This is a genomic window from Ktedonobacteraceae bacterium (genome assembly GCA_035653615.1).
Taxonomy (GTDB): Bacteria; Chloroflexota; Ktedonobacteria; order Ktedonobacterales; family Ktedonobacteraceae; genus DASRBN01.
The window spans coordinates 1-26,023 of the sequence record DASRBN010000018.1 but is presented as its reverse complement, the minus strand read 5'-3'; the positions used below and the strand labels follow the sequence as shown (position 1 = coordinate 26,023).

The window sequence follows — 26,023 nt, the reverse complement described above, 5'->3', positions numbered from 1 at the left end:
GGCCCTTGTAGTCGCCCCTTGACGGTATGAAGCGAATCTCATAGAATGAAGCAACCGGATCGACGCCACATGAGTAGAAAATGCGTAGCCCAAATAGAAGAAGGAAGCCGCATTCTAGAGGAGGGCTATCATCTGATGTCATCATCGCAGACCGAGGACGAGTGGTTGAGCCTGCGCCAGGCAGCCGAGATGCTGGGTATGCACCCGGCAACGGTACGGCTATGGGCTGATCGCAACGAATTGCCATCGCGGCGTACCAATGGAGGGCATCGACGTTTCCGGCGTTCCGATATCGAAGCGCGCCTGCAACACGAGGTTGAGCGCAAACCCAACCCAGCCGCGCAGTTGCTGGTACAATCTATTCTTGGCCGCGTGCGCTTTGCCTTCACGGGTGGGACACTCAATACCTTCCCGTGGTACTCGCATTTCGACGACGCGGCTCGCGAGGGATATCGAGTTCTGGGACGGCGTGTCCTCGACCTGTTGTTACACGCGCTTACGAATACTACCTCGAGTGACGAATTGCGTTCCAATGCTGTGCAGCTTGGCATTGAGTATGGCTCTATTACGCGTAATTCTCGCGTGCCGGTTGCCGATGCAGTGCGCGCCTTCCTGTATTTTCGCAGTCTTGTTGATGAAAGTGTGTTACAATTTGCTGAAATTCAGGGTACCCGCGATCACCAGGATATTCCCTGGGTCGAGAGCCTGTACCAGATTCAGGCTTTGACCAACGAAATTCTGCCGGCTTTGATCGAAGCGGCGCTGGTACCGGTTAACACTTGATAAATTTTTGCAGGTGAATGATGAATAAAAAAAAGGGAACAGGACAGCCTGGGCTAATCGATAAGAAGGAACTTCACGAACCATCAGCTATTTATGCCAGAAACATACAGATTCCAACCTTCTTTGGTGAACCCGTGCTACAAGGCTCCTTTACACAAACAGAGGGACATCAATTTATAGCAAGCAATCCAGAAGTCTATTATCAGCACCCACATGGGGAGATATGGTGCGGCGATTCTATCATCTGGCTTAAGTCTTTTAAAAGTGAATCTGTAGACCTGATATTTGCTGATCCTCCATATAATATCAAAAAAGCTGAATGGGATAGCTTCGAGTCTCAGGAAAAATATGTAAGCTGGTCACTACAATGGATAGAGCAGGCAGCGCGTATCTTGAAACCAACAGGTACGCTCTATGTTTGTGGATTCTCTGAAATTCTGGCCGATCTTCGCCTACCAGCTTCACGTTATTTTCAGGGTTGTAAATGGCTGATCTGGCATTATAAGAATAAGGCTAACCTTGGTTCCGATTGGGGCCGTTCGCATGAAAGTATCCTTCACTTCAGAAAAAGCAAGGTGTTCACCTTCAATATCGATGATGTGCGTATTCCATATGGGCAACATACCCTAAAATACCCCGAGCATCCGCAGGCCGAAACGAGCCAATATGGGAACGGCAATGGAGCTAAAGACAAGCTGTGGTCTCCACATCCGCAAGGAGCAAAACCTCGAGACGTGATCGAAATTCCAACCACATGCAATGGCATGCATGAAAAAACGCCTCATCCGACACAAAAACCAGAGGAACTTCTCAGAAAAATAGTACTTGCCTCGTCTAACTCTGGAGACCTCGTAATCGACCCCTTTTTAGGCTCTGGAACTACAGCCGTGGTATCCGAGCAACTCAATAGATGCTGGAAAGGCTGTGATATTTCACCTGAGTACTGTCGATGGGCAGCAGAAAGAATTGAGTTGGTAGAAAACTGGCCCATCGAAAAGTGGATTCGGTACGATCAGGAAAATGCTGAACGAAGGAAGTCCATTCGATGACCGACTACACTTTAAATGATCTACAGGTGAGTGTCCAGGATAGGCTAGCATTCAAAAATCTGACCGATTATATGATATTATGCGAAGCCTTTCTAGTTTTCCTTGAAAGGGCTAATCTAACACGCATAGTCTCTCCCACCCACCACAATTACTTTTTTTACCAGTATGATGAAACCCATGATCATAAGATAACCCGCCCACTTAATACAGACTTATTCATCGAAAGCGTTGACGTTTTTCATCATACATTTGAAACGTTTATTGATTTTCTGCTCGACCTCAAAAAATACCAGGAGGCCGTCCTAGAGAAATCTGGTTGTAGTGAGTACATCAAATCAAATAATATCAGCAAGATAGTCTACACTATCCAACAATCTATCGGCAGCATTGGTGACTCATTCCACAATCCGAACCAATCGAGGAAGCGTATCGGCCAGTTATTTGAGAGATTGATAGGCCTGATCATCCAGCAAGTTGGGCTTGAGTGTCAACCACGAACCATTAACATCCCCATTCCAGATAATGCCGGCTATTATATGTCCTATGAGTTAGATGTCGTCTTTTCCCGAAATAAAGCTATTCTGACAGTCGATGCAGATTATATTAGCCATTCAGAAATCGTGGGATCAATAAAAACCACAAGCAAAGACCGGCTGGACAAAATATTCCTCGATAAGTATCTGCTAACCAAATTTATTGGAAGAGATATACCTGTTGTAGCAATATTCCTGCATGACGTTCAACGAGCTTTGAGAGGAAATAGTATTTTTGGAGTTAATACTACATTCAAGACCAATCATTTCCTCGGTTATACAGTTGCGTTAAATAAATTAGATGGCGTTTACTATGTGGATCCCAGACCTGAAATGTTAGTCAATCGCCGCCTACGGGAGCAAATATTTGATTTCCAACAGTTCCTGGTGAGAGATATCTGGAAACTTTCCAGTTCTTGAGATACAGAGAGGTAAGCAATAAGTATGCGATTGGATGCAACAAATTGCCCCATCCATAACGTCTACTCTATCAGGAGCAGCGAAAGGAAAGCGGCACTTATCGCTATCCAGGTCTTATAAAACCCAGGCATTCTATATAATGCTAATAAGAAACGCGAGGATACGGGCATGGCAGCAGAACTCCCCGGCGATACTGGCGAAACGATGGCCGAGTCCAACGGTATAGAGGCTTCCGGTGGAAATGCTGGCACGGTTGTATCCTCAACCTCTGATACAGGCGCTATTGCTCCTCTCCAGGCTATAGATGCGCAAAGCATTGTTCCCTCGCAACTTGACCCGGTCACGCCACTTCCCGAAGAAGAGGGCGAGCAAACAATCGAACTGACACCACAGCAGCAACGAGTACTTCGCTATCTCGCGCGCAGGCATATGCGCAATGTACGAGTGACAAGACGCCAATCCGCCGGAAATAGTAAGCCAGGGGAGATAGAGGAGAGCGGAGAACCGGAACCAACTGTGAATCCTGAATCCTCGCCGGCAGGAGTAACATCCCATAAAACCCAGCCGCTAGCAGGCATCTTCCATTTCAAAACGCAGCCGCTCAGGGACATTTTCCACCTGGCGACCCAGCCTTTAGCTAATGGAAATGGGACAGAGCCTGATCTTGTTCCGGCAGCATCCCAAGGGGTACAAGCGCCATTGGAAAGCAACTCCAGCAGTACATCATCCCTGGCCAATATCGAGCCTATGGAGCCGCTGATGCCGAATCCGCTCCATGGCCGGGCGATTGGAGCAAGCAGGACTGCGCATCACCCGCACCTCACGCTCGCTAAAGATTTGAGGCGCCGGCGGCGACACCATAAAATAATGCTGCGCCATCTCTCGCGCAAGCATATGCGTGCGGCACGGACGCATGAGCGCCATTCGCGTCGCCGTCTCTGGACGACTATCGCCAGCAGCATTCTGGCATTGCTGGTCGTCCTGCTTTCGCTGGGCGGCACGGGCGCCTATGTCAGTTATCGTTTCTACAATTCGACACAGCAGACCTACGGCAAGAACCTGTTCACATTACGCGATCTCCTGCCTCTCGATAACCTCAAAATCTTCGATAGCAAAGGCATACTGATTGGCCAGCTGGCCGATAATGGCATTCATACAACCGTCAAGCTCGCCCAGGTTTCTCCTTATATAATCAACGCTACCGTCGCCACGGAAGATAAGGATTTCTGGATCAATTCGGGCGTTGACCTCGCAGGCATTATTCGTGCCGCCATTACCAACCTGGAAAATGGGCGGGTCGTCGAGGGTGGCAGCACGATTACGCAGCAGTTGATCAAAAACCTGGTTGTGGGCAACGATCCAACCTATATACGCAAGTTGCAGGAAGTTATCCTGGCACCGCAGCTCAACAGCATGTATTCCAAACGCGACATCCTGGAAATGTACCTGAACAGCATCTATTACGGGCACCAGGCGTATGGAATCGATGCCGCGGCCACCGTCTACTTCGGTTTGCAGGATTCACCGGGTCGAACAGCCGCGCAGCAACTGGATTTAGCCCAATCCGCCATGCTGGCCGGGCTTCCCAGTAATCCGTCGGAATATGACCCGGCCCTGAATTTCTCGACCGCTACGCAGCGTTTTGAAACGGTGCTGAATCTGATGGTGAGCCAGGGATACATCACCCGTCTCCAGGCGCAGAGCGCGATCATCGAGGAGCAAGGCCCGCATTTCTTCAAAACAGCCGCCGCCTTGCAAGACCGCGCGCCGCACTTCACAGAATTTGTGCTGGAACAACTCGAGCAGATGTTTCACCTCAAACGCAGCGACCTCTCACGCTCCGGTATGCGGGTCTATACCACGCTCGACATCGGTTTGCAGGACAAGATACAGAAGATTATGCAGCAGCATATCGCAGAATTGCGCGATACGCATCATGTGACGAATGCCGCCGAGGTGCTGATTGATTTTCATACCGGGGCCATCATCTCGCTGCTTGGTAGTATCGACTACAACAACACATCCATTGATGGGCAGTTCGATGTCGCGACGGCCTACCGCCAGCCGGGTTCATCTTTCAAGCCATATGTGTATGTGACCGCCTTTGCCCAGGGCGCTTCCCCGGCGCAGGCCATCGACGACGCGCCGATCACGATTCCGGTACCCGATTCTAATCCACCAACTTTTTCGCCCTCCAACTACGACCTGCACTTTCATGGGCATATGACCCTGCGCTGCGCCTTGCAAAACTCTCTCAATGTGCCCGCCGTGAAAGTGTTGCAACACGTGGGCATCAATAACGCTATGCAGACGGCCTACAAGATGGGGATCACCAGCTATGAGGGCACGCCTGGCTATTCGCTTGTGCTGGGCGGCCTTGGCATACGCCTCATCGATCATACTTCGGCCATGGGAGTCTTTGCCAATGGTGGCGTGCGCGTTCCCTACTATGCCATCAATAAAATCGTCTCCGGCAGCACCGGCAAGGTTCTCTTCCAGCACCAGTTCACGCCCGGCAAACAGGTCATCAGCCCGCAGCTGGCCTATATGATGACCAGCGTGCTGAGCGATAACAACGACCGGCTCCCCGAATTTTACGATTGCAATGTGCTGCAGCTCTACTCCAATTCGCAGCAAGATTGCTACGAGGGCAATCGCGGCGTCGTGCGACCGGCAGCCGCCAAAACAGGTACGACGCAGAATTTCCGCGATAACTGGACCGTTGGCTATACAACCGATTTCGTCATGGGCGTGTGGGCAGGCAATGACGACAACTCTGCCATGTACGATGTTACCGGCGTGCAGGGCGCGGCTCCCATCTGGCACGATGCGATGCTGCTGGCCGAAAAGGGCCATCCGATACGCAACTTTACCAATCCCGGCGGGCTGGTTCGCGCCACTGTTACCTATCCCGATGGAGTGCAAACGACGGACTGGTTCCTGCCGGGCACCGTCCCCAACTTTTCCTCATCCTCTGCATCCCCGACGCCTACGGCATCCGGGACTCCCGGCCCCAATCCTGAGCCTACGCCTGCTCCATCCGGCCCGGTACCCGGCCCCTATTGTCCGGGCGACTACACCTTCGCTTTCCCACCTCCTGCGGGTAATACGCCATCATCTGCGAACGCGGGATGGTGGTAATCTCCCAATTGCAGTGCTTATTTAACGCGCTATTATACCTATAGGGGCACTTGCTACCTGTTTGCCTCCTGATTCGTTTCAATAGCAGATACCATTCGTCCTGACAGGGGAATTGTGGCACTCGCAAGCGTCCCCTCGACCTGTAGGGACAGTGCCTGGTGCCTGTCCACACCCGGACGCCAGGACAGGCACCAGGCACTGTCCCTACAGGTTGGAGAGATGAGACCATTACACCTTTATTCGATGTCCTGGGGGTGACTGAAAGAAGGTCCTATGCCAGAAGAAGATCGCTCGCTCACAGTGAAGGATGCCCCGAAACCGGCTACGTTACCCGTGACCAGCCGCGCCGCGGCAGCTCAACGGCTCAATGCGCTGCCTGAAAAACCTGCCAGGGGCGTGTATTATCCCGTTCCTCATCGCAAAACGGCTCCCACCGGCTGGCGCACGCGCCGCTATATCAAACGCAGGCACCTGCGTCGTTCCGCGGAACAATATGCCGTTGTTGAGCGCATGGGCACGCAGTACACGATGCTGCCGATGGCCTTTATCGCGCTGCTCATCATGGTGCTGGTTACGGGGCTGATGGTCGGTCTGACCGCGGCGGTTGAAGCGACGCAGCAGCGCTACTCGCAGCAGGTTACCACCCTGGAAGATATCTTGCCCAAAGATAGCCTGAAAATGTACGACGAGCATGGCACGATGATCTACCAGATGGTCGATCAGGGACTGCAGACGACCGTTCCGCTGTCGCAAATTTCGCAGAACCTGATTAACGCAGAGGTAGCGACGGAAGATCAGAATTTCTGGTCAGACCCCGGCATCGATATCACGGGCATCGTGCGCGCCGCCATCGCCGATCTCTCGCATGGTCACATCGTCTCCGGTGGCAGCACGATCACGCAGCAATTGATTAAAAACAATATTGTGGGCAACCAGGATACCATCCTGCGCAAGCTGCAAGAGATCATCCTGGCGCCGCAGGTGACGCGCTACTATAGCAAGCAGCAAATCATGTCGATGTACCTCAACACGACCTATTATGGCGAGCAGGCCTATGGCGCCGACGCGGCCGCTTTTACCTATTTTGACCTGCAAGATACGCCTACGCGAAGCGCGGCCTCCCAGCTTGACATAGCGCAGGCGGCGATGCTGGCAGGTATTCCCAGTTCGCCGGTCGCGCGCGATCCCTTTTTGTATCCCCAGTCTGCCGCGGCTCGCATTCACCAGGTGCTGGACTTAATGCGGGCGCAAGGCTACATTACGTCGTTGCAGGAACGCCTGGCGCTTACCGAGGCCAGCTCACCGCATTTCCTGCACCGCGGCATCATACATAATAACCTGGCGCCGCATTTCGCGGCTTATGCGGTAAACGAACTGGCAACCACGCTGAATGTCAAACCCGGTGACCTGGCGCGCGCGGGACTGGTCGTTTCCACAACTCTTGATCTGCCATTGCAAAACCAGATTCTGAAGATCGCGCAAAAACACATCGCCGAACTGGCACAGGCGCATCATATGTCAGATGCCGCGGTGGTGCTGATCGACTTCCACAATGGGGCGATACGCACGCTGCTGGGCAACATCGACCCCAACAACCCGCAATATGGGGCCTTCGACGTGGCAACGCAGGGCTACCGGCAGCCGGGGTCATCCTTCAAACCATTCATCTATGCGACGGCATATGAGCAGGGGCTAAGCCCGGGTATGCCGGTGATGGACGGGCCATTCACCATCCAGATGTGCTGCGGCCTGCCACCCTATTCGCCCAGCAACTACGACCAGACGTATCACGGCCTGATCACCTATCGCTACGCGCTGCAAAACTCGTTCAATATTCCGGCAGTGAAGGTTTTAACGAAAGTCGGTGTTGATAATGCGCTGCATACAGCAGAGGCGATGGGTATTACCGGCTATACGGGGACGCCGAACTATACGATGGTGCTGGGGACGCTGGGCGTTCACCTGCTGGACGAGACGGCTGCTTACGGGGTATTCGCCAACGGGGGAGTGCGCATTCCGCCGCACGCCATCAACACGGTTGTGGATGTGCAGGGCCACCTGATCTACCAGTTCGCAGCGCAGGGCACACGGGTCATCAGCAAGCAGGTGGCCTATATGATGACCAGCGTGCTGAGCGATAACGCCTCGCGCACATTCGAATTCGGCAAATGCAGCGCGCTGTACCTGTACAGCAATACGCAGTTGCAGTGTTACCAGGGCAATCCAGGGATAATACGCCCGGCGGCGGTGAAGACGGGGACCTCGCAGAACTTCGACGACAACTGGACGGTGGGCTACACGACCGATTTCGTGCTGGGCGTCTGGGCGGGCAACAACGACAACTCGCCGATGATCAACGTTACGGGCGTGGATGGAGCCGGCCCGATCTGGCACGACAGCATGCTGCTGGCCGAGCAGGGAAAACCGGTAACGGACTTTGCCAACCCAGGAGGGCTGGTAAAAGAAACTATCCATTACCCGCAGGGATTGACGACCACCGACTGGTACATTCCGGGTGTGAGCGGGGGAAACTGGTACCTGTGAACCAGGACGCGGCGGAAGAGAAAAAACCATGCCTTTGAGCAGGCGTCCACCAACCCGAAAGAGGCCTGAGCATTTATGACCAGGCCTCAATTAGCTAAAGTCTGGCGATTTCGCAAAGTTCTTCTCCGCCGGTTTGCGCCACACCCAACCGATTCCTGTGACCACAAGGCAGAGAAGCGCCCCAATGAGCAGTGCAATGGAGGGTCCGTAGAGACCAGATAGCCAGCCCATGAGGAGATATCCCAGTGGAAGACTGCCGTCGAAAGAGAGTACCTGCACGCTCATGACACGCCCACTTAAGTGATTGGGAGTAACGGTTTGCAGAGCAGTCAGAGACTGAGCGGCAAAGGCGTTCTCCATGAAGCCGACGCCGGCGATGAGCAGCAGCGATAAGGGATAGAGGGGTGAGAGGGCGAAAAGTGCCTCCAGGATTGCGAAGGTCAAAGCGCCGGTCAAGACGCCACGGATGGTTGGTCTGCGATTGCCCCAGGCGAGCCAGAGGGCTGAAAGCAGGGAGCCAAGACCGGTGGCGGCAGAGAGGAAGCCAAAGCCGGTGGCTCCGACATGCAGGATGTTTGTGGCGAAGAGGGGGAGTACGACGTTGAAGTTGGAGCCGAAGAGCAAGACGAGGCCGGCGACGAGGATGAGCAATAGCACTGCCGGGGCTCGCCAGACATAGACGAGGCCTTCGCCCAGGTTGTGCCAGGTATTCTGTCGCTCGCTCGTATTCGTGCCACGTGGTGCCTGCGTATACAGTTCGGAGCTCTTGATCAAGACCAGGCCGATAATGACGGCCAGAAAGCTGAGGGCGTTCAGCAGAAAGAGGATGGAGATTCCACCGGCGGCGATGACGATGCCACCAAGGCCAGGACCGACAATGCGCGCCAGGGTGGAGAGCGAGAAATAGAGGGCAAAGGCGTTGGGCAGGTCTTCGCGCCCGACCATTTCGACGACGAATGCGCGGCTTGCGGGCCTGCCAAGACTACTTGAGCATCCCAGTAACAGCGCCAGAATATAGAGATGCCAGATCTGAATGGTACCGGTGACGATCAGGAGCCAGAGCACAAAAGCCTGGATCATAGCCGCCGTTTGGGTCGCCAACATGACGCGTCGTTTGGGCCAGCGGTCGGCAAAGACGCCGGCAAAAAGGGAGAAGAACAGGATTGGGAACGCTTCCAGCGCCCCAACCACGCCGAGTTGCCAGGCACTATGGGTGAGCTGCAGCACGAGCCAGGCCTGCCCGATCATTTGCATGGAGGTGCCCATGAGCGAGAACATCTGGCCAAACCAGTAGAGGCGAAAGTTGCGATGGCGTAAGGAGGTAAAGGCACGCAGCAGGCCTTTTTTCGTCTGCTCTGGTGGCATGATTGCAGGTGTTTGACGTTCTGAGTCATTTTCAGGAACAGGTTGCTCCTGAAAATGCTGCGGGCGTTTTTTCATGTCTGTTGTCCCTTCTGATATACACCGGGCGATGTTTATAGAATTTGACAAGATAATCAGCGAATTCTGGCGAGAAAACCCGAGGAGGACACGGACAAGCCGCTGCCCCTACAGGACGGCGTATTCCGCGATGCGGTCGTCCAAAATCACCAGGATGCCCAGGTTTCCAGTTACGGATTATGTGTCAAAGTATACAGAAGGCGCGGCCAAAAAACACCGTCCAAAGGGACGTTGCGAGGTACTTGACAAGGGTGATACAATTAAAATGAGAATAGAAGGTTGGAAAAGGGTTACTGCGAATACTTTTCTACTATATATAAAACCACCCTTTGAATCATCCCCGTTAAGGCTCTATATGGACATCGAGGCGCTCCAGCAGTTTGCGGCTGATCTCAGCACGATGCTTATTCGGCATACGCCCAGGGATGCCATGCGAGTCGGAACCTGTGCTGAGCAGGAGATCGTGCTTGCGCACGTATTCCAGGTACATTTCAATGATGTCGGGCGTGTGGTAGGGATGGTAAACTTCGATGCCATCGAGAGGAACTTCGGCACGTAGCTGATCCAGCAGGGGGATATCGTAGAAGGTGAAGCTGGATTCCTTGCGACCTGGATGGGCAATCAGGCAAACGGCGCCACTGCGATGGGCGGCGTCGACGGTTTCGGCCATATCGGCCAGGATGGAACGGAAGCCGGCCTCGCGAATCATGCGTAAGGCGGTTTGCCAGTCTGGCGCATAGCCATGTTGACGCAGCAGGCGGCCATTATCGGCGGGGCGGCGCAGCTCGCCGCCATTTTCGGCCAGCACCTCTGCCTGGCGCGGAAATTCGTATCCTTTGCGGCGCAGTTCCTCATGCACCTGCAGGGTATTCTCCAATTGCAGTCGCACAATCTTCTCGGTGATGTCGCTTAAGAAATTATGCGCCGGGTCAAAGCCATAGCAAAGGACATGGCCCATTTTGTCGTGCCACTGCGTACTCATTTCGACGCCGGCCAGCACGGGCAATCCTTTCTGGGCGGCTAATTGCTGAATGCCGGCGACTGTGTCGACGCGATCATGGTCGGTCACGGCTACCAGGGCAAACCCCTCGGCAACCAGGTAATCAATCAGTTGTTCGGCGGGCCAGCGTCCATCGCTGTAGTTGGTGTGCATGTGCAGGTCAATGGGGGCGTCAGGTGCTAAGGTAAGATGTGCCTGTTGGGTTGAATGCTGCAAAACTGGCTCCTTCTAGAAGAAAGCAAGATGATCTATGATTACTTCCTATGGTATCACACAAGGGGAAAGGCGGCTACCAGCGGAAGCAATAGCCGACGCCGCGCACGGTTTGTATGAGGCGGGGGTTGGCGGGGTCTTCTTCGAGCTTCTCGCGCAGCCAGCGCACATGCACATCGACGGTGCGGGTGTCGCCCGCATAATCGTAGCCCCACACGTTGTGCAACAGCTGGTCGCGCGTCAGCACGGTGCCGCGGTTGCGCACGAGGTAGGTGAGCAATTCGAACTGCTTGGGCTGCAATTCTAAGACCTGGCCGCGGCAATAGACGCGCCTGCCGGCGAGGTCAATACGCAGGGGACCGGCGACCAGTTCGCGATCAGGACGCGGTACTTCCCCGGAAATCTCTTTTGCTCCTCGCTCTTCACCTGGGATGGCATAATCGGTACGACGCAGCAAGGCGCGGACGCGTGCGAGCAACTCGCGGCGGCCAAAGGGCTTTGTCACGTAGTCATCGGCCCCTACTTCGAGGCCGACAACTTTATCGATCTCCTCGCTTTTGGCAGTCAGTATCATAATCGGCGTAGTGGCTGTATTCCCCTCGCGGCGCAGCTGGCGGCACACCTCTAAGCCATCCATTTCGGGCAGCATCAAATCGAGTATGATGAGATCAGGCTTTTCACGCCGCGCGGCCTCTAATGCGCTGGCGCCGTCGGCTACCGTTATGACGGTGTAGCCGGCCTGTTCGAGGTTATAAGCAATCGTTTCGACGAGCACAGGCTCGTCATCTACGACGAGAATTTTACGGGCCACAATAGTCTCTCCTTAATCAACCGAATCGCCCGCTGACATAATCTTCCGTCTCTTTGTGTTTGGGATGCTCGAAGAGGTCAACAGTGGTAGCATATTCGATCATCTTGCCTGAAAGAAAGAAACCGGTGAATTGCGAGACACGCGCGGCCTGCTGCATGTTATGCGTGACGATGACGATGGTGTAATCCTTCGCCAGTGCGGTAATCAGTTCTTCGATTTTCAGGGTGGCGATGGGATCGAGCGCGGAAGCCGGTTCATCCATCAGCAGCACTTCAGGGTGTACGGCCAGGGCGCGCGCAATGCACAGGCGCTGCTGCTGCCCGCCCGACAATCCGAGCGCCGAGGTGTTGAGGCGATCCTTGACCTCATCCCACAGGGCGGCACCGCGTAAGCTTTCTTCCACCGTCTCTTTGATCTCTTTATTTGGTCTGCCCTGCACGCGCAAGCCATAGGCCACATTCTCGAAGATCGACTTGGGAAAGGGATTGGGGCGCTGGAAGACCATGCCGATGCGCTGGCGTAACGCAACCACATCGATTGATTTGCCATAGATATTGAGACCGCCAAAAGTTGCCGCGCCCTGGGTACGTGTACCAGGGATCAGGTCGTTCATGCGGTTGAGCGTGCGTAAAAAGGTCGATTTGCCGCAGCCAGAAGGGCCGATCAAGGCCGTGACCTGCTTTTCGCGTATAGGAATGCTGACCTGAAAGAGGGCTTGCTTAGCGCCATACCAGAAATCGAGGCGCTGCACATCTATTTTTTTGGGAGCCGAGAGGTTGAGATGCCTGGTGGGATCAAAATGCCCCATCACTTCGCGCGATGTTTCCGCGATGACGCTGGTATCCGGCCCGTTTTGATCTTCCGCATTTGCATCGAGCGGCTTTGATTGAGACGATCTGTTTATACGAGTATCCATTCTTCCTCCTGATAACCCTTAGCGGGAGGCCACCTTTATTATAACCTTCAATGTACCTGAATGAGAAATTCCCTCTCATGCGAGCCTATGCTAAAGGATACTCTTTATGCAAAGGGATAGAGGCGTCGACGATGAGACGATCGGCCAGCACCACGAGGCGAATATAACGACCGGCGAGTGCCTTACTAATGAAGTATGGCCGGCCCTCGTAGGAAATGTGTCCGCTACGCGCTACTTTACGAGAGAAGATATTGGCCCCTTCGGGAAGCATCATATTGCTGTTTCCCTGGGCATCAGTAGAAACATTCATGATAGTAAAAACCTCGCTTCAGATCTAGGCAGCCGTTATTCTGCGCTCAATGGCGCGGCCAATACTCCGAGCACCAATGTTAATGACTAACAGGATCACAACAAGCACAGCAGCGGATCCTGCCGCGATTGCGCTGGCCTCCGCGGCAGTTACCCCTGGCGGGATATCCTGGGTCTTCAAGTACCAGATATGCACTGTCAGTGTATCGCTGGCGATGAGCGGGTTCAGGGTGAAGACGCCGCTGAAAGGATTCGTCTCGCCCATCGTGAAGACGATAGCCGCGGTCTCACCGATAATGCGGCCTGCCGAGAGAATGATTCCGGTGACAATGCCGGGCAAAGCGGATGGCAATACAACGGTACGAATCATGCGCCACTTACTTGCTCCCATCGCCAGGCTGCCTTCGCGCAAATCGCGCGGCACAGCGGTCAGGCCTTGCTCAAACAGGCGCAGCGCGATAGGGAAATTGAGACAGAGCAGTGTCAATGCCCCGGCCAGGCGGCTGATATGTAGCTGGAACTGCGCGGAAAACAGGATAAAGCCGAAGAGACCGAGTACAATCGTGGGCACACCGGCCAGCGTTTCGGCGGCAAAACGAATGACGGCAACCAGTGGTCCCTGGTTGGCATATTCGACCAGGTAAATGGCCGCTCCCAGGGCAATGGGAACCAGGAATATCTCCGTCAGGATCAGGATGTAGAAGGTATTGAAGACTTCACTGGCAATACCAAACTCAGTCCCGCCCCAAAAATCTGGATTCAGCAGCACGGCTGTATTGCCCAATCTGGCTGTAAACCCCTGGATCACGAGATCGACGATGATGGCAACGAAGATGAGCGCAACCAGCATTGCCACAGCCCAGATGACGCCGACCGCTATATTGTTGCCGGTATGCAGGCGGCGTAGCAGGCGCGACATCGCTGCATTCGACGCCCGCTCCCCAGCGGTGATTGGTTCCACCTGCGTACTCATCTATAAACCCTCCTCGAGGCGAAGTAGCGGCTGATGCAGATAAAAAGGAAAGAGATGACCAGCAAGACGAAAGCCAGCATCCAGTAAGCATCGCGCGAAACGCCATACGTTTCCGGGAACTCGTTCAGGATGGCCTGGGTAATATTCGTATTGGGCTGGAAGAACGTATCGAGGCCGAAGTGCGAGGGCAGGATATCACTACCGCCCAGCACCATTGCCACTGCCAGCGTCTCTCCGATTGCTCTGGCCATGCCGAATACGACTGCTGTTGCCAGCGCAGGCAACGCGGCCGGCAGCACCGCTCTAGACATCATTTGCCAGCGCGTGGAACCAAGCGCCAGGCTGGCCTCGCGCACGCTCATAGGTACCGCGCGCAAAGCATCTATCGAGATACTGGCAATCGTGGGTACAATCATGACGACCAGCACGATGATTGCCGCCGCCCATCCAAAACCACCGACAGGGCTGTTGCCGGTTATGGGCGCGACGAGCTTCGTCATAAATGGCACCAGCACAACGAGGCCAAGGAAACCGATCACCACCGAAGGAACGCCGACGAAGATTTCCAGCAGAGGTTGGAAGAATCTAATGGCCCATCCTGGACTGACCTCGACGAAAAAGAGCGCGACACCAATCGCAAGTGGGGTAGCAATCAATACCGAGAAGAACGTAATCACGATCGAGCCTATGATCAGCCCTGATGCGCCATATTGAGGGATGCCACTATCACTGGTTACGCCGGTCGGGTCCCAGGTGGTACCACCAAAGAAGCCCGGGAAAGTTGCTCCGCCCGGCTCAAAAAAGAGATGCAACGCATTCTGGCCAACAAAAAAGAAGATCCCGGCGATAACTATAACCAGCAGAATAGCACAGAGTAAGAAAACGGTTCGAGCGATGCGGTCATAGAGATGGCCTCTTCGTACATTCTGCAACTCCAATTGTGTTTGCACATCTATTCCCTTTCCTGCTACGTTTGCCAGCGCGTTCGGTAGGGGCGGGAGCGGGCCGCGGCGAGGCATATCCACCACCACCCTCGCCCCTACTTGTTTCCAGGCGTACTTTACCAATCATCCTAGGACGAGGGCTGGTGAGCCTGGATGGCCGACGAGGACATCTGATTAAGAAGCAGGAACTTCAGATCGCTTGCCGCGGCCTGAGCATCGGGACCGGTCATATAGGTAAGGAACGAGGCAGCAAGTCCTGACGGCTGGCCTTTGGTATACATGTGCTCGATGTTCCAGAACTTGTAGGTATTGTTCTCAACATTGGCTGGCGTGGGAGCATTGCCATCAATGTTGAGAATGACAATCTTTGAACCCTGGTTGTCGGAATCACCCAGCGTGGTGTAGCCAATCGCGCCACTGGTCTGTTCGACCGTCTGCAAGACGAGCTGGGAGCTATCGGCGGTCAGGTTGGTCGCTTTGGCGGGACTCTCAGCGGTACCATTGAGGATGTATTGTTTGAAAGTCGCGCGCGTGCCCGAAGTTACCGGGCGGCTCACGACGACGATGGGCAGATTGGGACCACCTACCTGGTTCCAGTTCGATATTTTGCCTGTATAGATGCTTAAAATCTGCGCGCTTGTCAGGCTGGTGACGCCTGTGACGTCCGGGTTAACGTCCAGCACAAAGGTTACAACCGCTACCTGGTGATCAACGAGGTCGCTCTGAGTCGAGGCGGCAAAGACATCGGAGTCACCGATCTGAATAGACCCGGCCTCAACTTCGCCCAGGCCTGTCTTACTACCACCACCCTGTACAGTGATATTCGCGCCAGAGCATTGCGCTTCATATTTCTGTGCCACAGCCTGTACCAACGGCATCAACGCTGTCGACCCGGCAGCAGTAATGCTTCCCTGTACGCAATTACTCGAGTTACCCGAACCTGTGGTGGGCGTAGAGCCGCCGCTGCCGGTAGCGGAGCCGCCACAGGCTGCAATAATAATGCTGATTGCGATTGCCACTCCTAACAGAAGTGAAATGCGCCATTGTTTGGTCATGGGTCCTCCTAATAGACCTATCTACTTGCTTTATATTGGTGGCAACTGGGAATTTAACCGCCTGTTACCTTCGCACTCATAACGTATCATGGGCTGATTAACTATGCTTTATGGATATGTTAAGCCTTGTTAAATCCTGGTTAAACTTTTCCTGAAGGATATGTCAATTATAGAAGTTAAGATGCTGCCAACCGGTACCGGTGTTTGCATTTTCCTGGGGACACATGGTATATTACGAGGCGGTTTTCAGATACTACTGCTGGGGAAGTGCAGCAAGGTAAGGGTAATCTCCTCGCCTGGAGAAAATTACAAAAGGCATTCTACATTAAGCGCCATTTGACGGCCTACGTATGATGGTAGGGGAAGCCTTATACAGATTCCGGGTTGAGGTTTGAGATTCTTCGCTGCGCTCAGAATGACATGATCTGGGCATGTCATTCTGAGCGCAGCGAAGAATCTGATGTTGCTGCTTATTTCGTTACGTACACAAAACTTACTGCTAGGAGAAAGAAAGTGAAAGTTACAGGCAAGTTGCTGACCGCCGGGCTGGTGGTTGGAGGAACCCTTGGTGTATTGTCCGTGTTCAATAGAATTACCGAGTCACAGGCAGGCGAACTCGATACAGCGTTGAAAGGCGAGGAGCGGCGCTATCCATGGAAATATGGAGACGTATTTTATCAGGTCAGGGGGAACCGCGAGGCAAAGCCGCTTTTGCTTATTCATGGTTTTGGTCCTGGCGCGTCCTCTTTTGAATGGCGCAAGAATGTCGACGCGCTCTCCGAGCAATACCGCGTCTACGTACTCGACCTGCTGGGCTTCGGTCTCTCTGACCGCCCATCGATTGACTATACCGCGGAGACCTTTACCGACCTGATCGGCGATTTCCTGCGCGAGGTCATTGCTCGCCCAACCGTGGTTGTTGCTCACAGCCTGACCTGCGCCTACGTTATCGCCAATGCGTATCGCCGCCCGCAGCTTTTCGAGCGGCTCGTACTTGTATCGCCGCCAACATCGTTACTAGAGGAGAGCCTGCCAGGGTTGCTGCCAGGCATTTTGAAGTATGCCTTGCGCACACCGGTTATCGGCCAGTCCCTTTATAACATCCTGACCTCGCGGCGAGCAATCGAGGGCTATTTTGATCGCCAGGGCTATCACAACCCGGGCTTGATTACCGATGAACTGGTAGAATACGTCTACAGCAGCGCGCATCAATCCAATAGCCGTTTCCCGGCGGCCTCGCTCTTGAGCGGCAACCTGCACATGGATGTTTACGAACCGCTGGCGCGTTTACAGATGCCGGTCATGGCGATCTGGGGACGCGAGGATATATCGCCCGCGTCCGAGGCAAGCGCGGCTTTCAAACGTGTCAATCCGCGCATCGAAACGCGCGTATTCGACAATGCGAGCGAGCAGCTCCAGGATGAGCAGGCCATCAAGTTCAATGCTCTAGTCAAAGAGTTCGCGGGGGCGCCTGTTACTCAATAATTGTTTTGAAGAAGAGAGGGATTGATCATGACGAACTTACAGCAGAGCCGTAAGTTCGCCATGATCAATCCCTCTCTTCTTCAAAACAGCGATAGCTGCTGCGGTGGTTCCTCTTTGGGCTTAGGAGGTTCAGCCCTCATCTTGCCTTCGGCCTCTAAACGTTCGGCTTCGGCGATGATGGTGGGGATTTTCTTAAAATCGGCGCGGATGGTATCCTTCAGGCTGGCCTGGTGCAGGCCGGCGGCCGGGTGATACATGGCGATGACCAGTTGTCCATCGACCTTGCGCGCGCGCCCGTGAATAGCGCTGATCTTCTCACTGCCGAAGAATCGCGCCATCGAATGACGGCCAAGCGTGACGATCACCTGCGGTTTGATGGCGGCGATCTGCCGGGTAAGATAATCGCTGCAGGCTTCAATCTCTTGTGGATGGGGGTCGCGATTTTCGGGCGGGCGGCACTTTACCACGTTGGTGATAAAAACGTCCTGGCGCTTCAAATCAATACTCTTGAGTAGCTCGTCCAGGAATTGACCGGCGGGGCCGACAAATGGGCGCCCTTGCTTGTCTTCCTGATAACCGGGGCCTTCGCCGATGAACATGATTTTCGCGTGGGGATTGCCCTCACCGGGTACCGCCCTGGTACGGGCTTTGCAGAGATCGCAATTGGCACAAGTCGAGACCTCCGCCGCGATCTCCTTCAGAATTTCCTCTGACGACATAGATGCCTCTTTTCAAAAGTGATGAGGGACGCAAAACTTTGCGCCCGCGAGAGATTCTTCGCTTGCTCAGAATGACAGGTCTTTTCAAAAGTGATGAGGGACGCAAAACTTTGCGCCCCTACATGTATTTTCCATATTTTACCGTGAAAAACGGTAATACTGGCAGGCTCTACCAGCGGCGCTCAGGAGGACGCTGACCAAAGCCGCCTTCGCGGCGCGGACCGCCGGGGCCACGATTAGGTCCGGTGGTGCCAGGGCCCATCGGTCGACGCTGTCCACCGTAGCCGCTATTGCCGCGATCTCCGTAGCCGCCTCCGCTGCGCCCGCCGCGATCATTATAGCCACCGCCACTGCCGCCGCGGTCATTGTAGCCACCGCGGTCTCCGTAACTACTACGGCTGGGGGCCGACCCTTCACGAGGGCGTCCGCCGCCATAGCTGCCACCGCCAGGCCGTCCCATACCGCCGCGACTCGGGCCGCGACTCGGGCCGCGATCACTCTCCATTTCGGAAGCAGTGGGCATCTCACCGCTTAGAGCGGCGCGGCGAGACAGATTGATGCGTCCTTGCGGATCAACTTCGATCACCATGACGGTGATCTCATCGCCCACCGAAACAACATCCTCCGGCCTCATCACCTGGTAGTCAGCCAGCTGCGAGGTGCGCACCAGACCTTCTTTGCCCGGCAGAATCTCCACGAAAGCGCCGAAATCCACCAGGCGGCGAACTGTGCCGGTATAGATGCGACCGACCTCAACCTCTTCGGTCAAAGCGCGCACGGCATCCATAGCCTGCTGCATCGCCTCACCCGAATTAGCCGAGATATTGACCGAGCCATCATCCTCGATATCGATCTTCGCTCCGCTCTCTTCTTGAATCTTGCGGATCATTTTTCCGCCCGGTCCAATGACAGCGCCAATCTTATCGGGATTGATCTTGATTGTCTGGATGCGCGGCGCGAACTCCGAGAGTTCCTCACGGGGAGCATCGATGGTATCGAGCATCTTCTCCATGATGTACATGCGGCCTTCGCGCGCCTGCTCCAGAGCCTTCGCCATAATCTCGTAGGTGATCCCCTTGACCTTGATGTCCATCTGCAGGGCCGTGACGCCGTCCGCGGTACCGGCTACCTTGAAGTCCATATCGCCCAGGGCATCCTCGATACCCTGGATATCGGTCAGCACGGCCCATTTGCCATTGCGCTCGCCCTCGCCGGTAATCAGACCCATGGCGACACCGGCGACCGGAGCGTGAATAGGCACGCCCGCATCCATCAGCGCCAGCGTCGTGCCGCAGACTGAACCCATCGAGGTCGAACCGTTGGAAGATAGTACATCGGAGACCGCGCGAATGGTGTAAGGGAATTCTTCCTGCGAGGGAATGACAGCCGCGATGGCCCGTTCCGCCAGAGCGCCATGCCCGATTTCGCGGCGGCCCGGCCCGCGTAGAGGCTTGGTTTCGCCGGTTGAGAACGGCGGGAAGTTATAGTGGTGCATAAAGCGCTTGCTCTCGCCGAGGCCCAGGCCATCCAGCACCTGTTCTTCACCTGGGGAGCCGAGCGTTACCACGCTCAAGACCTGCGTCTGCCCGCGTGTGAAAATCGCCGAACCGTGCGTGCGCGGCAGCAACCCGACTTCACAACTGATCGGACGAATAGTCTTCAGGTCGCGCCCATCAGGGCGAACGCCATGATCCAGAATATTATTGCGAACGTAGGCCTTCAGTTCCTTTTCGTAGAAAGCGATAATATCCTTCAAGCGATCAGGATACTCGGCGCCCAGGGTGGCGATCAACTCGTCCTGCACGATGTTGAGTGCCGCGGAACGTGCCGTTTTGTTCGCGTTGTTGACCGCTTCATCAAAACGCGGGCGTACAAACTCGGCCACCTTTACCTGCAAGGCTTCATCAACTGGGGGAGCCTCAAATGGACGCTTGGCGACATTGACCGCCTGCATCAACTTCTCCTGCATCTTGATAATATCTTGCAGCGCCTCCTGGCCAAAGCGTACCGCTTCCAGCATCAGGTCCTCAGGCAGCTCTTTGGCGCCGGCCTCGACCATCATGACCGCGTCTGCCGTACCGGCAATCGCCAGGTCTAGCCGTGACTGCTCCATCTGGGATTCCAGCGGATTGATTACCAGGTGGTCATCGATATAGCCGACGCGCACGGCACCCACGGGCCCGGCGAAAGGGATATCCGATACACTGAGAGCCGCCGACGCGCCAACAATGCCCATAATATCGGGGTCGTTCTCTTGATCCGCAGAAAGTACGGTAATTACGATCTGCACATCATTGCGATAACCCTTGGGGAACAAGGGGCGCAGAGGGCGGTCTGCGAGGCGGCAGGCGAGAATGGCATGTTCTGAGGCACGCCCTTCTCGTTTGATAAACCCGCCGGGGATTTTTCCGGCGGCATACATACGCTCTTCTACATCAACAGTTAATGGGAAAAAATCGATGCCTTCGCGAGGCTCGTTGCTGCCAACAGCTGTGGCCAGGATAACCGTATCGCCATAGCGTACTAAAACAGCTCCGTTTGCTTGCTCCGCCACGCGGCCGGTCTCAATGCTCATGACGCGGCCACCGATGACGGCTTCTTGACGGTGAATCATAATTCCTCCGGACTTCTACTGCCCCCGTACATTACACTGCGGCCTCTCTTGAGGTCTTGTAGGGTTTGGGTTTCCGCGCCCATTCAAAAGGGGGCCTTTACTTAACAACTAACTGCCCCTGCTCGTTTGTTTCCTCTTACAATCCTTGTAGGGGTCTTGTACTATTTTTTTCTTCTCTATTCTGCTCTGCCTTTTGCACTCTTCAAACCCTTGTGGCTTCACCTGGTGAATAGACTCTAGGGGCGGCCTCTCGTACTCGCCCACGAGGGGGGAATAGCTCTTACCTTTGTTGTCCTGGTCGTTTAATTCTATTGCTCTTCAACACAATGCATATGTTCATGCGGTGGGAGAAAATGAACCGCAGAACCTGCGTGGCGGCCGGCTAAAAATGCGACGTTTGCCAGAACGCCTCGCCCCGACCGCTCCCAACACGACTTCAATCTAGTGGCGCAATCCAAGTTTTGCGATGAGCGCGCGATAGCGTTCCGGGCTTTTCCTGCTTAGATAAGCCAGAAGCCTGCGACGCTGGCCAACCATCATCATCAGACCGCGGCGCGAATGCAGGTCATGTTTGTGAACTTTGAGGTGTTCGGTCAACTGATTGATGCGCCGGGTCAGGATCGACACTTGCACCTCGGGTGAACCTGTATCAGATTCGTGAACGCGGGAATTCGTGATGATTTCCGCCTTTTCTTCAGTCGTTAACGACACGTTTCTTCAAGACCTCCTGTGTACATGCGCACATAGCATAGACGGATATCTCTTGCGGGAGATATCCTGACTTCAACCAGACGTAAGTATGCACGCATTATAACATGCAAAGGATGGGAGCGCAATTGATTCGCGCCCCCATTTCAAACTACTTGATAGTGACCTTTGCGCCGACCTCTTCCATCTTCTGGGCGATCTTCTCGGCCTCTTCCTTGGAGACGCCCTCTTTGATGGCCTTGGGCGCTTCGTCGACGACAGCCTTCGCCTCTTTCAGGCCCAGGCCGGTCAATTCGCGCACAACTTTAATGACGTTGATTTTGTTCGGACCGACATCTGTGAGGATGGCGTCGAATTCGGTCTTTTCTTCAACCGGAGCTGCGGCAGGCGCGGCTTCGGCGGCGGCCACGGGCGCGGCAGCAGCGGCGGCTACAGGCGCGGCGCTGACGCCCCACTTTTCTTGTAACGTTTTGGTCAGTTGGACCAGTTCGAGAACGTTCAACTGCTCAATTTCGGCAATAATGTTATCGACAGACATGTTTTTGCTTCTCCTTTTGTTTTGTTAGCATCCCAGGCTCGCGCTTTTTTTCTTATCCGATTGCTGCCTGGGGATCTGCGTTCAAACGCTTGACTACTTGAATTACTCGGCCTGGGCCGTTTCGCCTGCATTCAGCTGATCGGCACGTGCCTGAATTACATAACACAAATCGCGCAGTGGCGCGCTGAATAGACTATACGCTGTGGCCATAGGGCCTTGAATGACCCCGACGACCTGGGCCTTCGCGTTATTTTTCCCACCCGGCATCCTGGCCAGGTTTTCGACCTGCTCGGCCGTCAATGTGCGTCCGCCAAGAATAGCCGATTTGAGTTGTGCTATTCTGGAGCCGCGGATGTAGTCTGCTACCGCTTTAGCCGCCGCTACCTCGTCATCATAGCCAAAAGCCACGGCAGTTTGACCGTTAAAGATACTCTTGTCCACATTGACCATATTGTTGCGCTCGGTAGCAATTCGCAGGAGCGTATTCTTGGCAATCTGGAATTCGATTTTCGCAGCGCGCATTTTACTGCGCAGGTCATTCATGTCCTTGACGTTCAGGCCCTGGGTCTGCACCAGTATTGCCACTGCCGCACGGCTCAATTTTTCGGCCAATTCATCAATCTTCTCTGCTTTCGCCTGTGTAGGCATCTACCCTTCTTCCTCCTTTCCTGCAAGATGGCTAAATCTTCTATACAAACAAATGCAGCCTTCGATTTGAACCGGAGGCTGCATGAAGATCGTATGTTGTTAATCCGGTATTGCGATTCAGGGCGAACAGCGGCGCGTTAGCCTGTTCTGTCCATCATCATACCGAACTTTTTACTTTATACGTTCCCTCGGCAAGCCAGCGCAAGAGCGCTATTTACATGCCTGTGGCATACTTGCTGTCTCCGGTTACGAGTGCCTGGGATATTCCCCGTTTATTGTATTATTTTTTTATCAGGATGGTTTCAAAGCGAGCGCCGCCGGAACATCCAGCCGGACGCTGGGCGACATTGTCGATGATAATACTACGCTTTTGACGTAGGTTCCCTTGGCCCCGGTCGGCCTGGCGCGTACAACCGCGTCCACAACCGATGCCAGGTTCGCCATCAGCGCATCCTCGCTGAACGAGAGCTTGCCAGCAGGGATATGCAGCAGGGCCGTCTTATCGACGCGAAATTCTACGCGGCCAGCTTTTACATCGCGCACCGTCCTGGCGATATCAAATGTGATGGTACCGGCTTTTGGGCTGGGCATCAAACCGCGCGGGCCGAGCTTCTTACCGAGGCGACCAACCTTGCCCATCACGTCGGGGGTCGCAATCGCCACATCAAAACCGAACCAGTCTTCTTCAATCCGCTTGATCAGGTCATCCAGGCCTACAAAATCCGCGCCGGCAGCTTCCGCCTCGGCGGCTTTCTCGCCCTGCGCGAAGACCAGGACCTTCACATCTTTTCCGGTACCGGCAGGTAACATTGCCGTGCCACGCACCATCTGGTCCGCGTGACGCGGATCGACGCCGAGCTTCATGTGAACCTCGACGGTCGGATCAAACTTTACATAGTTTATGCGCTTGAGCAGTGAAACAGCTTCTTCAGGTTGGTAGAGTTTCTCCCTATCAACGAGCTTCTCTACCTCGCGGTACTTTTTTCCGTGCTTTGCCATACTCTTTATTAGCCCTCCTTGTGGCAGCATAACCGCAGTGACTCTCGGGCATGCTTATTTTTTTGTTTCTAACGTATCTCGAACAAATTGATAGATGAAATGAGAAGGCATTTCCGATAAATGCGTTCCTACTTACTCAACCGTAATGCCCATACTGCGCGCCGTTCCTTCAATCATGCGCTCGGCGCCCTCAATGTCGATTACATTGAGGTCTTTCATCTTCAATTCAGCGATCTCGCGCAATTGCGTGCGATTAATCGTACCAACTTTTGCTTTATTGGGGGTGGCAGACCCTTTTTCGACACCGACCGCCTTCTTTAACAGATCGGTCACCGGTGGTGTCTTGGTAATAAATGTAAATGAGCGATCTTCATAAATTGTAATTTCGGCAGGAATAATCATGCCTACCTGCCCGGCGGTACGCTCGTTGTACTCCTTGCAGAACGCCATGATGTTGACGCCCTGGGGACCAAGCGCGGTACCGATGGGGGGCGCTGGATTGGCCTTTCCCGCCGGAATCTGTAGCTTCACTACAGCTTTCACACGTTTTGCCATACTGTTTCACACTCCTGTTTAATTCACCCTCACCCAGCTTCCGCCAGATATTCTCACCGGTTTAGATTTTCTCAACCTGCAGAAAATCCAGAACGACCGGAGTTTCACGACCAAAAAACGAAACCAGCACAGTCACCTTATTGCGGTCCATGTTTATATCACTGACCGTGCCAATAAATTCGGTGAATGGTCCATCAATGACACGCACGCTCTGGCCTTTAGCGAAACTGATCTTCGCCTTGGGTTTCTCCGTCTCCTTCGTCACCTGCTTCAGAATGGACTTGATCTCATGCTCTTGAAGCGGGACCGGGCGCGTGCCAGAACCAACGAAACTCGTGACACCGGGTGTGTTACGCACGACATACCAGGCTTCGTCGCTCATGATCATCTCTACCAGCACATAGCCGGGGAAGACCTTGCGCTGCACAGTTCGCCGCTGGCCCTGCTTGATCTCCACCTCTTCCTCCATTGGCACAATGACGCGGAAGATTTTGTTGCGCATATCCATCGACGCGATGCGCGCTTCGAGGTGGCTCTTCACCTTATTCTCATACCCCGAGTAGGTATGGATGGCGTACCACTTAGGCTCACCCGCGCTGGCGTCAGGCTTCTGCTCTGCCCTCTCCGGCGTCGTCTGCCCGGCTTCATTGGTATGTTCAGTAACCACGATATTTTCCCTCGTCATTCCCTGTAGCCTGAGGCGGACAGGGAGCAGCCGCTGTCCCTACCGTTTGGAATTGAAAGACTAGCCGCCAGTAATCAACTTGAAGAGTTGAAAAAGCCCCAGGTCCGCTAAGCCCAGGAGAAGCCCGACCGCGGCAGACAGCACAATTACCACAAACGTCATATTCCTGGCCTCTTCAAAAGTAGGCCAGGTGACCTTATAGCGTAGCTCGTAGTAAGCCTCACGTACAAAACGCACAATACGATTATTGCGAAAACGTGTTGAGGCCGGTGACTGCTTGCTCGGACTTGCACTGCGCACGGTTTTCGTTTCCCGCACTTTGCGCTCTTCGCGGGCCGCTGCCCTGGAGCTTTTACTCTGTTCCTTGTCTTCACGTTCACGAGCTACGGCTCTGGTATCTTTGCTCTGTTCTTTCTCTGTGCTGCGCGCTGATGCGGGAACTGTTCCTCCCTGGCTAGCGTTTTTCTTTTTGTCAGCCATTTTATTTGCCACGTTCGACCTTTCTCGATCAGTAGTGACCGTATTTTTATACTATCACACTACTATCACTTGGTTTCGCGGTGGGCAGTATGCACACGGCAGGTAGGACAAAACTTCCTGAGTTCAAGACGCTCAGGATTATTCTTCTTATTCTTCGAGGTCGCATAGTTACGCTGCTTGCAAACGGTGCAGGCTAATGTGGCAACGATGCGATTCTCTTTACCTTTACTCGCCATCCTTTTCCGCCTTTCCACTTGAAATGTATAGGTGTACCCCGTTTAATAAAACGCGTGTGGTACACCTACAAATTCCAAACGCTCTGCTTAGCTCTCGACCCTGGTGCAGATGCCAGCGCCCACGGTTCGACCACCCTCACGAATGGCAAACTTGACGCCCTCTTCCATCGCCACTGGCTGGATCAACTCCACCGTCATGTCGATGTGATCGCCGGGCATCACCAT

General features: G+C 54.3%; 25 protein-coding genes. 6 read left to right on the top strand and 19 right to left on the bottom strand.

Annotated elements, in window-relative coordinates; genetic code table 11:
* The first annotated feature begins 135 nt into the window (after positions 1–135).
* From VFA09_09440 to VFA09_09420, 5 genes are all read left to right on the top strand, one after another.
* Complete coding sequence (locus VFA09_09440) at positions 136–783, top strand: helix-turn-helix domain-containing protein (GenBank protein ID HZU67491.1); 648 nt, start codon at positions 136–138, stop codon at positions 781–783.
* A gap of 17 nt (positions 784–800) precedes the next feature.
* A complete protein-coding gene (locus tag VFA09_09435) occupies positions 801–1,832 on the top strand; it encodes a site-specific DNA-methyltransferase (GenBank protein HZU67490.1) in 1,032 nt (343 codons plus the stop codon).
* Complete coding sequence (locus VFA09_09430; GenBank protein HZU67489.1) at positions 1,829–2,785, top strand: hypothetical protein; 957 nt, start codon at positions 1,829–1,831, stop codon at positions 2,783–2,785. Before VFA09_09435 ends, VFA09_09430 begins: the two co-directional genes overlap by 4 nt.
* Before the next feature lie 168 nt (positions 2,786–2,953).
* Entirely contained in the window at positions 2,954–5,926 is a 2,973-nt protein-coding gene (locus VFA09_09425) for a PBP1A family penicillin-binding protein (GenBank protein ID HZU67488.1), read from the top strand.
* Between the two features lie 273 nt (positions 5,927–6,199).
* Positions 6,200–8,470, top strand: coding sequence for a transglycosylase domain-containing protein (locus tag VFA09_09420; GenBank protein HZU67487.1), 2,271 nt, complete (start codon positions 6,200–6,202; stop codon positions 8,468–8,470).
* Between the two features lie 90 nt (positions 8,471–8,560).
* Here VFA09_09420 and VFA09_09415 read toward each other — a convergent pair whose 3' ends face one another.
* The 8 genes from VFA09_09415 to VFA09_09380 all read right to left on the bottom strand — a co-directional run bounded on the left by VFA09_09415 (position 8,561) and on the right by VFA09_09380 (position 16,131).
* Entirely contained in the window at positions 8,561–9,910 is a 1,350-nt protein-coding gene (locus VFA09_09415) for an MFS transporter (GenBank protein ID HZU67486.1), read from the bottom strand.
* Positions 9,911–10,253: 343 nt separating this feature from the next.
* Positions 10,254–11,126 (bottom strand): PHP domain-containing protein, encoded by an 873-nt coding sequence (locus tag VFA09_09410; GenBank protein ID HZU67485.1) that lies wholly within the window; start codon positions 11,124–11,126, stop codon positions 10,254–10,256.
* 73 nt (positions 11,127–11,199) lie between these two features.
* Positions 11,200–11,934: a response regulator transcription factor gene (locus VFA09_09405; protein HZU67484.1), complete on the bottom strand. Its 735-nt coding sequence runs from the start codon at positions 11,932–11,934 to the stop codon at positions 11,200–11,202.
* A gap of 16 nt (positions 11,935–11,950) precedes the next feature.
* Positions 11,951–12,850 carry a phosphate ABC transporter ATP-binding protein PstB gene (pstB, locus tag VFA09_09400; protein ID HZU67483.1) on the bottom strand — a complete coding sequence of 300 codons (900 nt, stop codon included), beginning with the start codon at positions 12,848–12,850 and terminating at the stop codon, positions 11,951–11,953.
* An 85-nt stretch (positions 12,851–12,935) separates the two neighbouring features.
* A complete protein-coding gene (locus tag VFA09_09395; GenBank protein HZU67482.1) occupies positions 12,936–13,160 on the bottom strand; it encodes a hypothetical protein in 225 nt (74 codons plus the stop codon).
* 24 nt (positions 13,161–13,184) lie between these two features.
* On the bottom strand, positions 13,185–14,132 hold the full coding sequence (gene pstA, locus VFA09_09390) for a phosphate ABC transporter permease PstA (protein ID HZU67481.1): 948 nt from the start codon (positions 14,130–14,132) through the stop codon (positions 13,185–13,187).
* Positions 14,129–15,151, bottom strand: a complete 1,023-nt coding sequence (gene pstC / locus VFA09_09385; protein ID HZU67480.1) for a phosphate ABC transporter permease subunit PstC — start codon at positions 15,149–15,151, stop codon at positions 14,129–14,131. Before pstC ends, pstA begins: the two co-directional genes overlap by 4 nt.
* 53 nt (positions 15,152–15,204) lie before the next feature.
* The gene (locus VFA09_09380; GenBank protein ID HZU67479.1) at positions 15,205–16,131 is read right to left on the bottom strand and encodes a phosphate ABC transporter substrate-binding protein; all 927 of its coding nucleotides are present in this window, start codon (positions 16,129–16,131) and stop codon (positions 15,205–15,207) included.
* 513 nt (positions 16,132–16,644) lie between these two features.
* Here VFA09_09380 and VFA09_09375 point away from each other — a divergent pair.
* Complete coding sequence (locus tag VFA09_09375) at positions 16,645–17,616, top strand: alpha/beta fold hydrolase (protein HZU67478.1); 972 nt, start codon at positions 16,645–16,647, stop codon at positions 17,614–17,616.
* Positions 17,617–17,696: 80 nt separating this feature from the next.
* On the opposite strand, the gene VFA09_09370 is transcribed toward VFA09_09375, so the two are convergent.
* The 11 genes from VFA09_09370 to tuf all read right to left on the bottom strand — a co-directional run.
* Positions 17,697–18,335 carry a uracil-DNA glycosylase gene (locus VFA09_09370; GenBank protein HZU67477.1) on the bottom strand — a complete coding sequence of 213 codons (639 nt, stop codon included), beginning with the start codon at positions 18,333–18,335 and terminating at the stop codon, positions 17,697–17,699.
* A 169-nt stretch (positions 18,336–18,504) separates the two neighbouring features.
* Positions 18,505–20,949, bottom strand: a complete 2,445-nt coding sequence (locus VFA09_09365; protein HZU67476.1) for a polyribonucleotide nucleotidyltransferase — start codon at positions 20,947–20,949, stop codon at positions 18,505–18,507.
* Between the two features lie 441 nt (positions 20,950–21,390).
* Positions 21,391–21,660: a 30S ribosomal protein S15 gene (gene rpsO / locus VFA09_09360; protein HZU67475.1), complete on the bottom strand. Its 270-nt coding sequence runs from the start codon at positions 21,658–21,660 to the stop codon at positions 21,391–21,393.
* Between the two features lie 148 nt (positions 21,661–21,808).
* Positions 21,809–22,195: a 50S ribosomal protein L7/L12 gene (gene rplL / locus VFA09_09355; GenBank protein HZU67474.1), complete on the bottom strand. Its 387-nt coding sequence runs from the start codon at positions 22,193–22,195 to the stop codon at positions 21,809–21,811.
* 102 nt (positions 22,196–22,297) lie between these two features.
* A complete protein-coding gene (rplJ, locus tag VFA09_09350) occupies positions 22,298–22,843 on the bottom strand; it encodes a 50S ribosomal protein L10 (protein HZU67473.1) in 546 nt (181 codons plus the stop codon).
* A 291-nt stretch (positions 22,844–23,134) separates the two neighbouring features.
* Entirely contained in the window at positions 23,135–23,842 is a 708-nt protein-coding gene (rplA, locus tag VFA09_09345; GenBank protein HZU67472.1) for a 50S ribosomal protein L1, read from the bottom strand.
* A 132-nt stretch (positions 23,843–23,974) separates the two neighbouring features.
* The gene (gene rplK, locus VFA09_09340; GenBank protein ID HZU67471.1) at positions 23,975–24,397 is read right to left on the bottom strand and encodes a 50S ribosomal protein L11; all 423 of its coding nucleotides are present in this window, start codon (positions 24,395–24,397) and stop codon (positions 23,975–23,977) included.
* A gap of 61 nt (positions 24,398–24,458) precedes the next feature.
* Entirely contained in the window at positions 24,459–24,968 is a 510-nt protein-coding gene (gene nusG, locus VFA09_09335; protein HZU67470.1) for a transcription termination/antitermination protein NusG, read from the bottom strand.
* 174 nt (positions 24,969–25,142) lie between these two features.
* Positions 25,143–25,574, bottom strand: coding sequence for a preprotein translocase subunit SecE (gene secE, locus VFA09_09330; protein ID HZU67469.1), 432 nt, complete (start codon positions 25,572–25,574; stop codon positions 25,143–25,145).
* A gap of 53 nt (positions 25,575–25,627) precedes the next feature.
* Positions 25,628–25,798 (bottom strand): 50S ribosomal protein L33, encoded by a 171-nt coding sequence (rpmG, locus tag VFA09_09325; GenBank protein ID HZU67468.1) that lies wholly within the window; start codon positions 25,796–25,798, stop codon positions 25,628–25,630.
* An 87-nt stretch (positions 25,799–25,885) separates the two neighbouring features.
* A partial coding sequence (gene tuf, locus VFA09_09320; protein ID HZU67467.1) for an elongation factor Tu occupies positions 25,886–26,023 on the bottom strand: 138 nt, incomplete at its 5' end.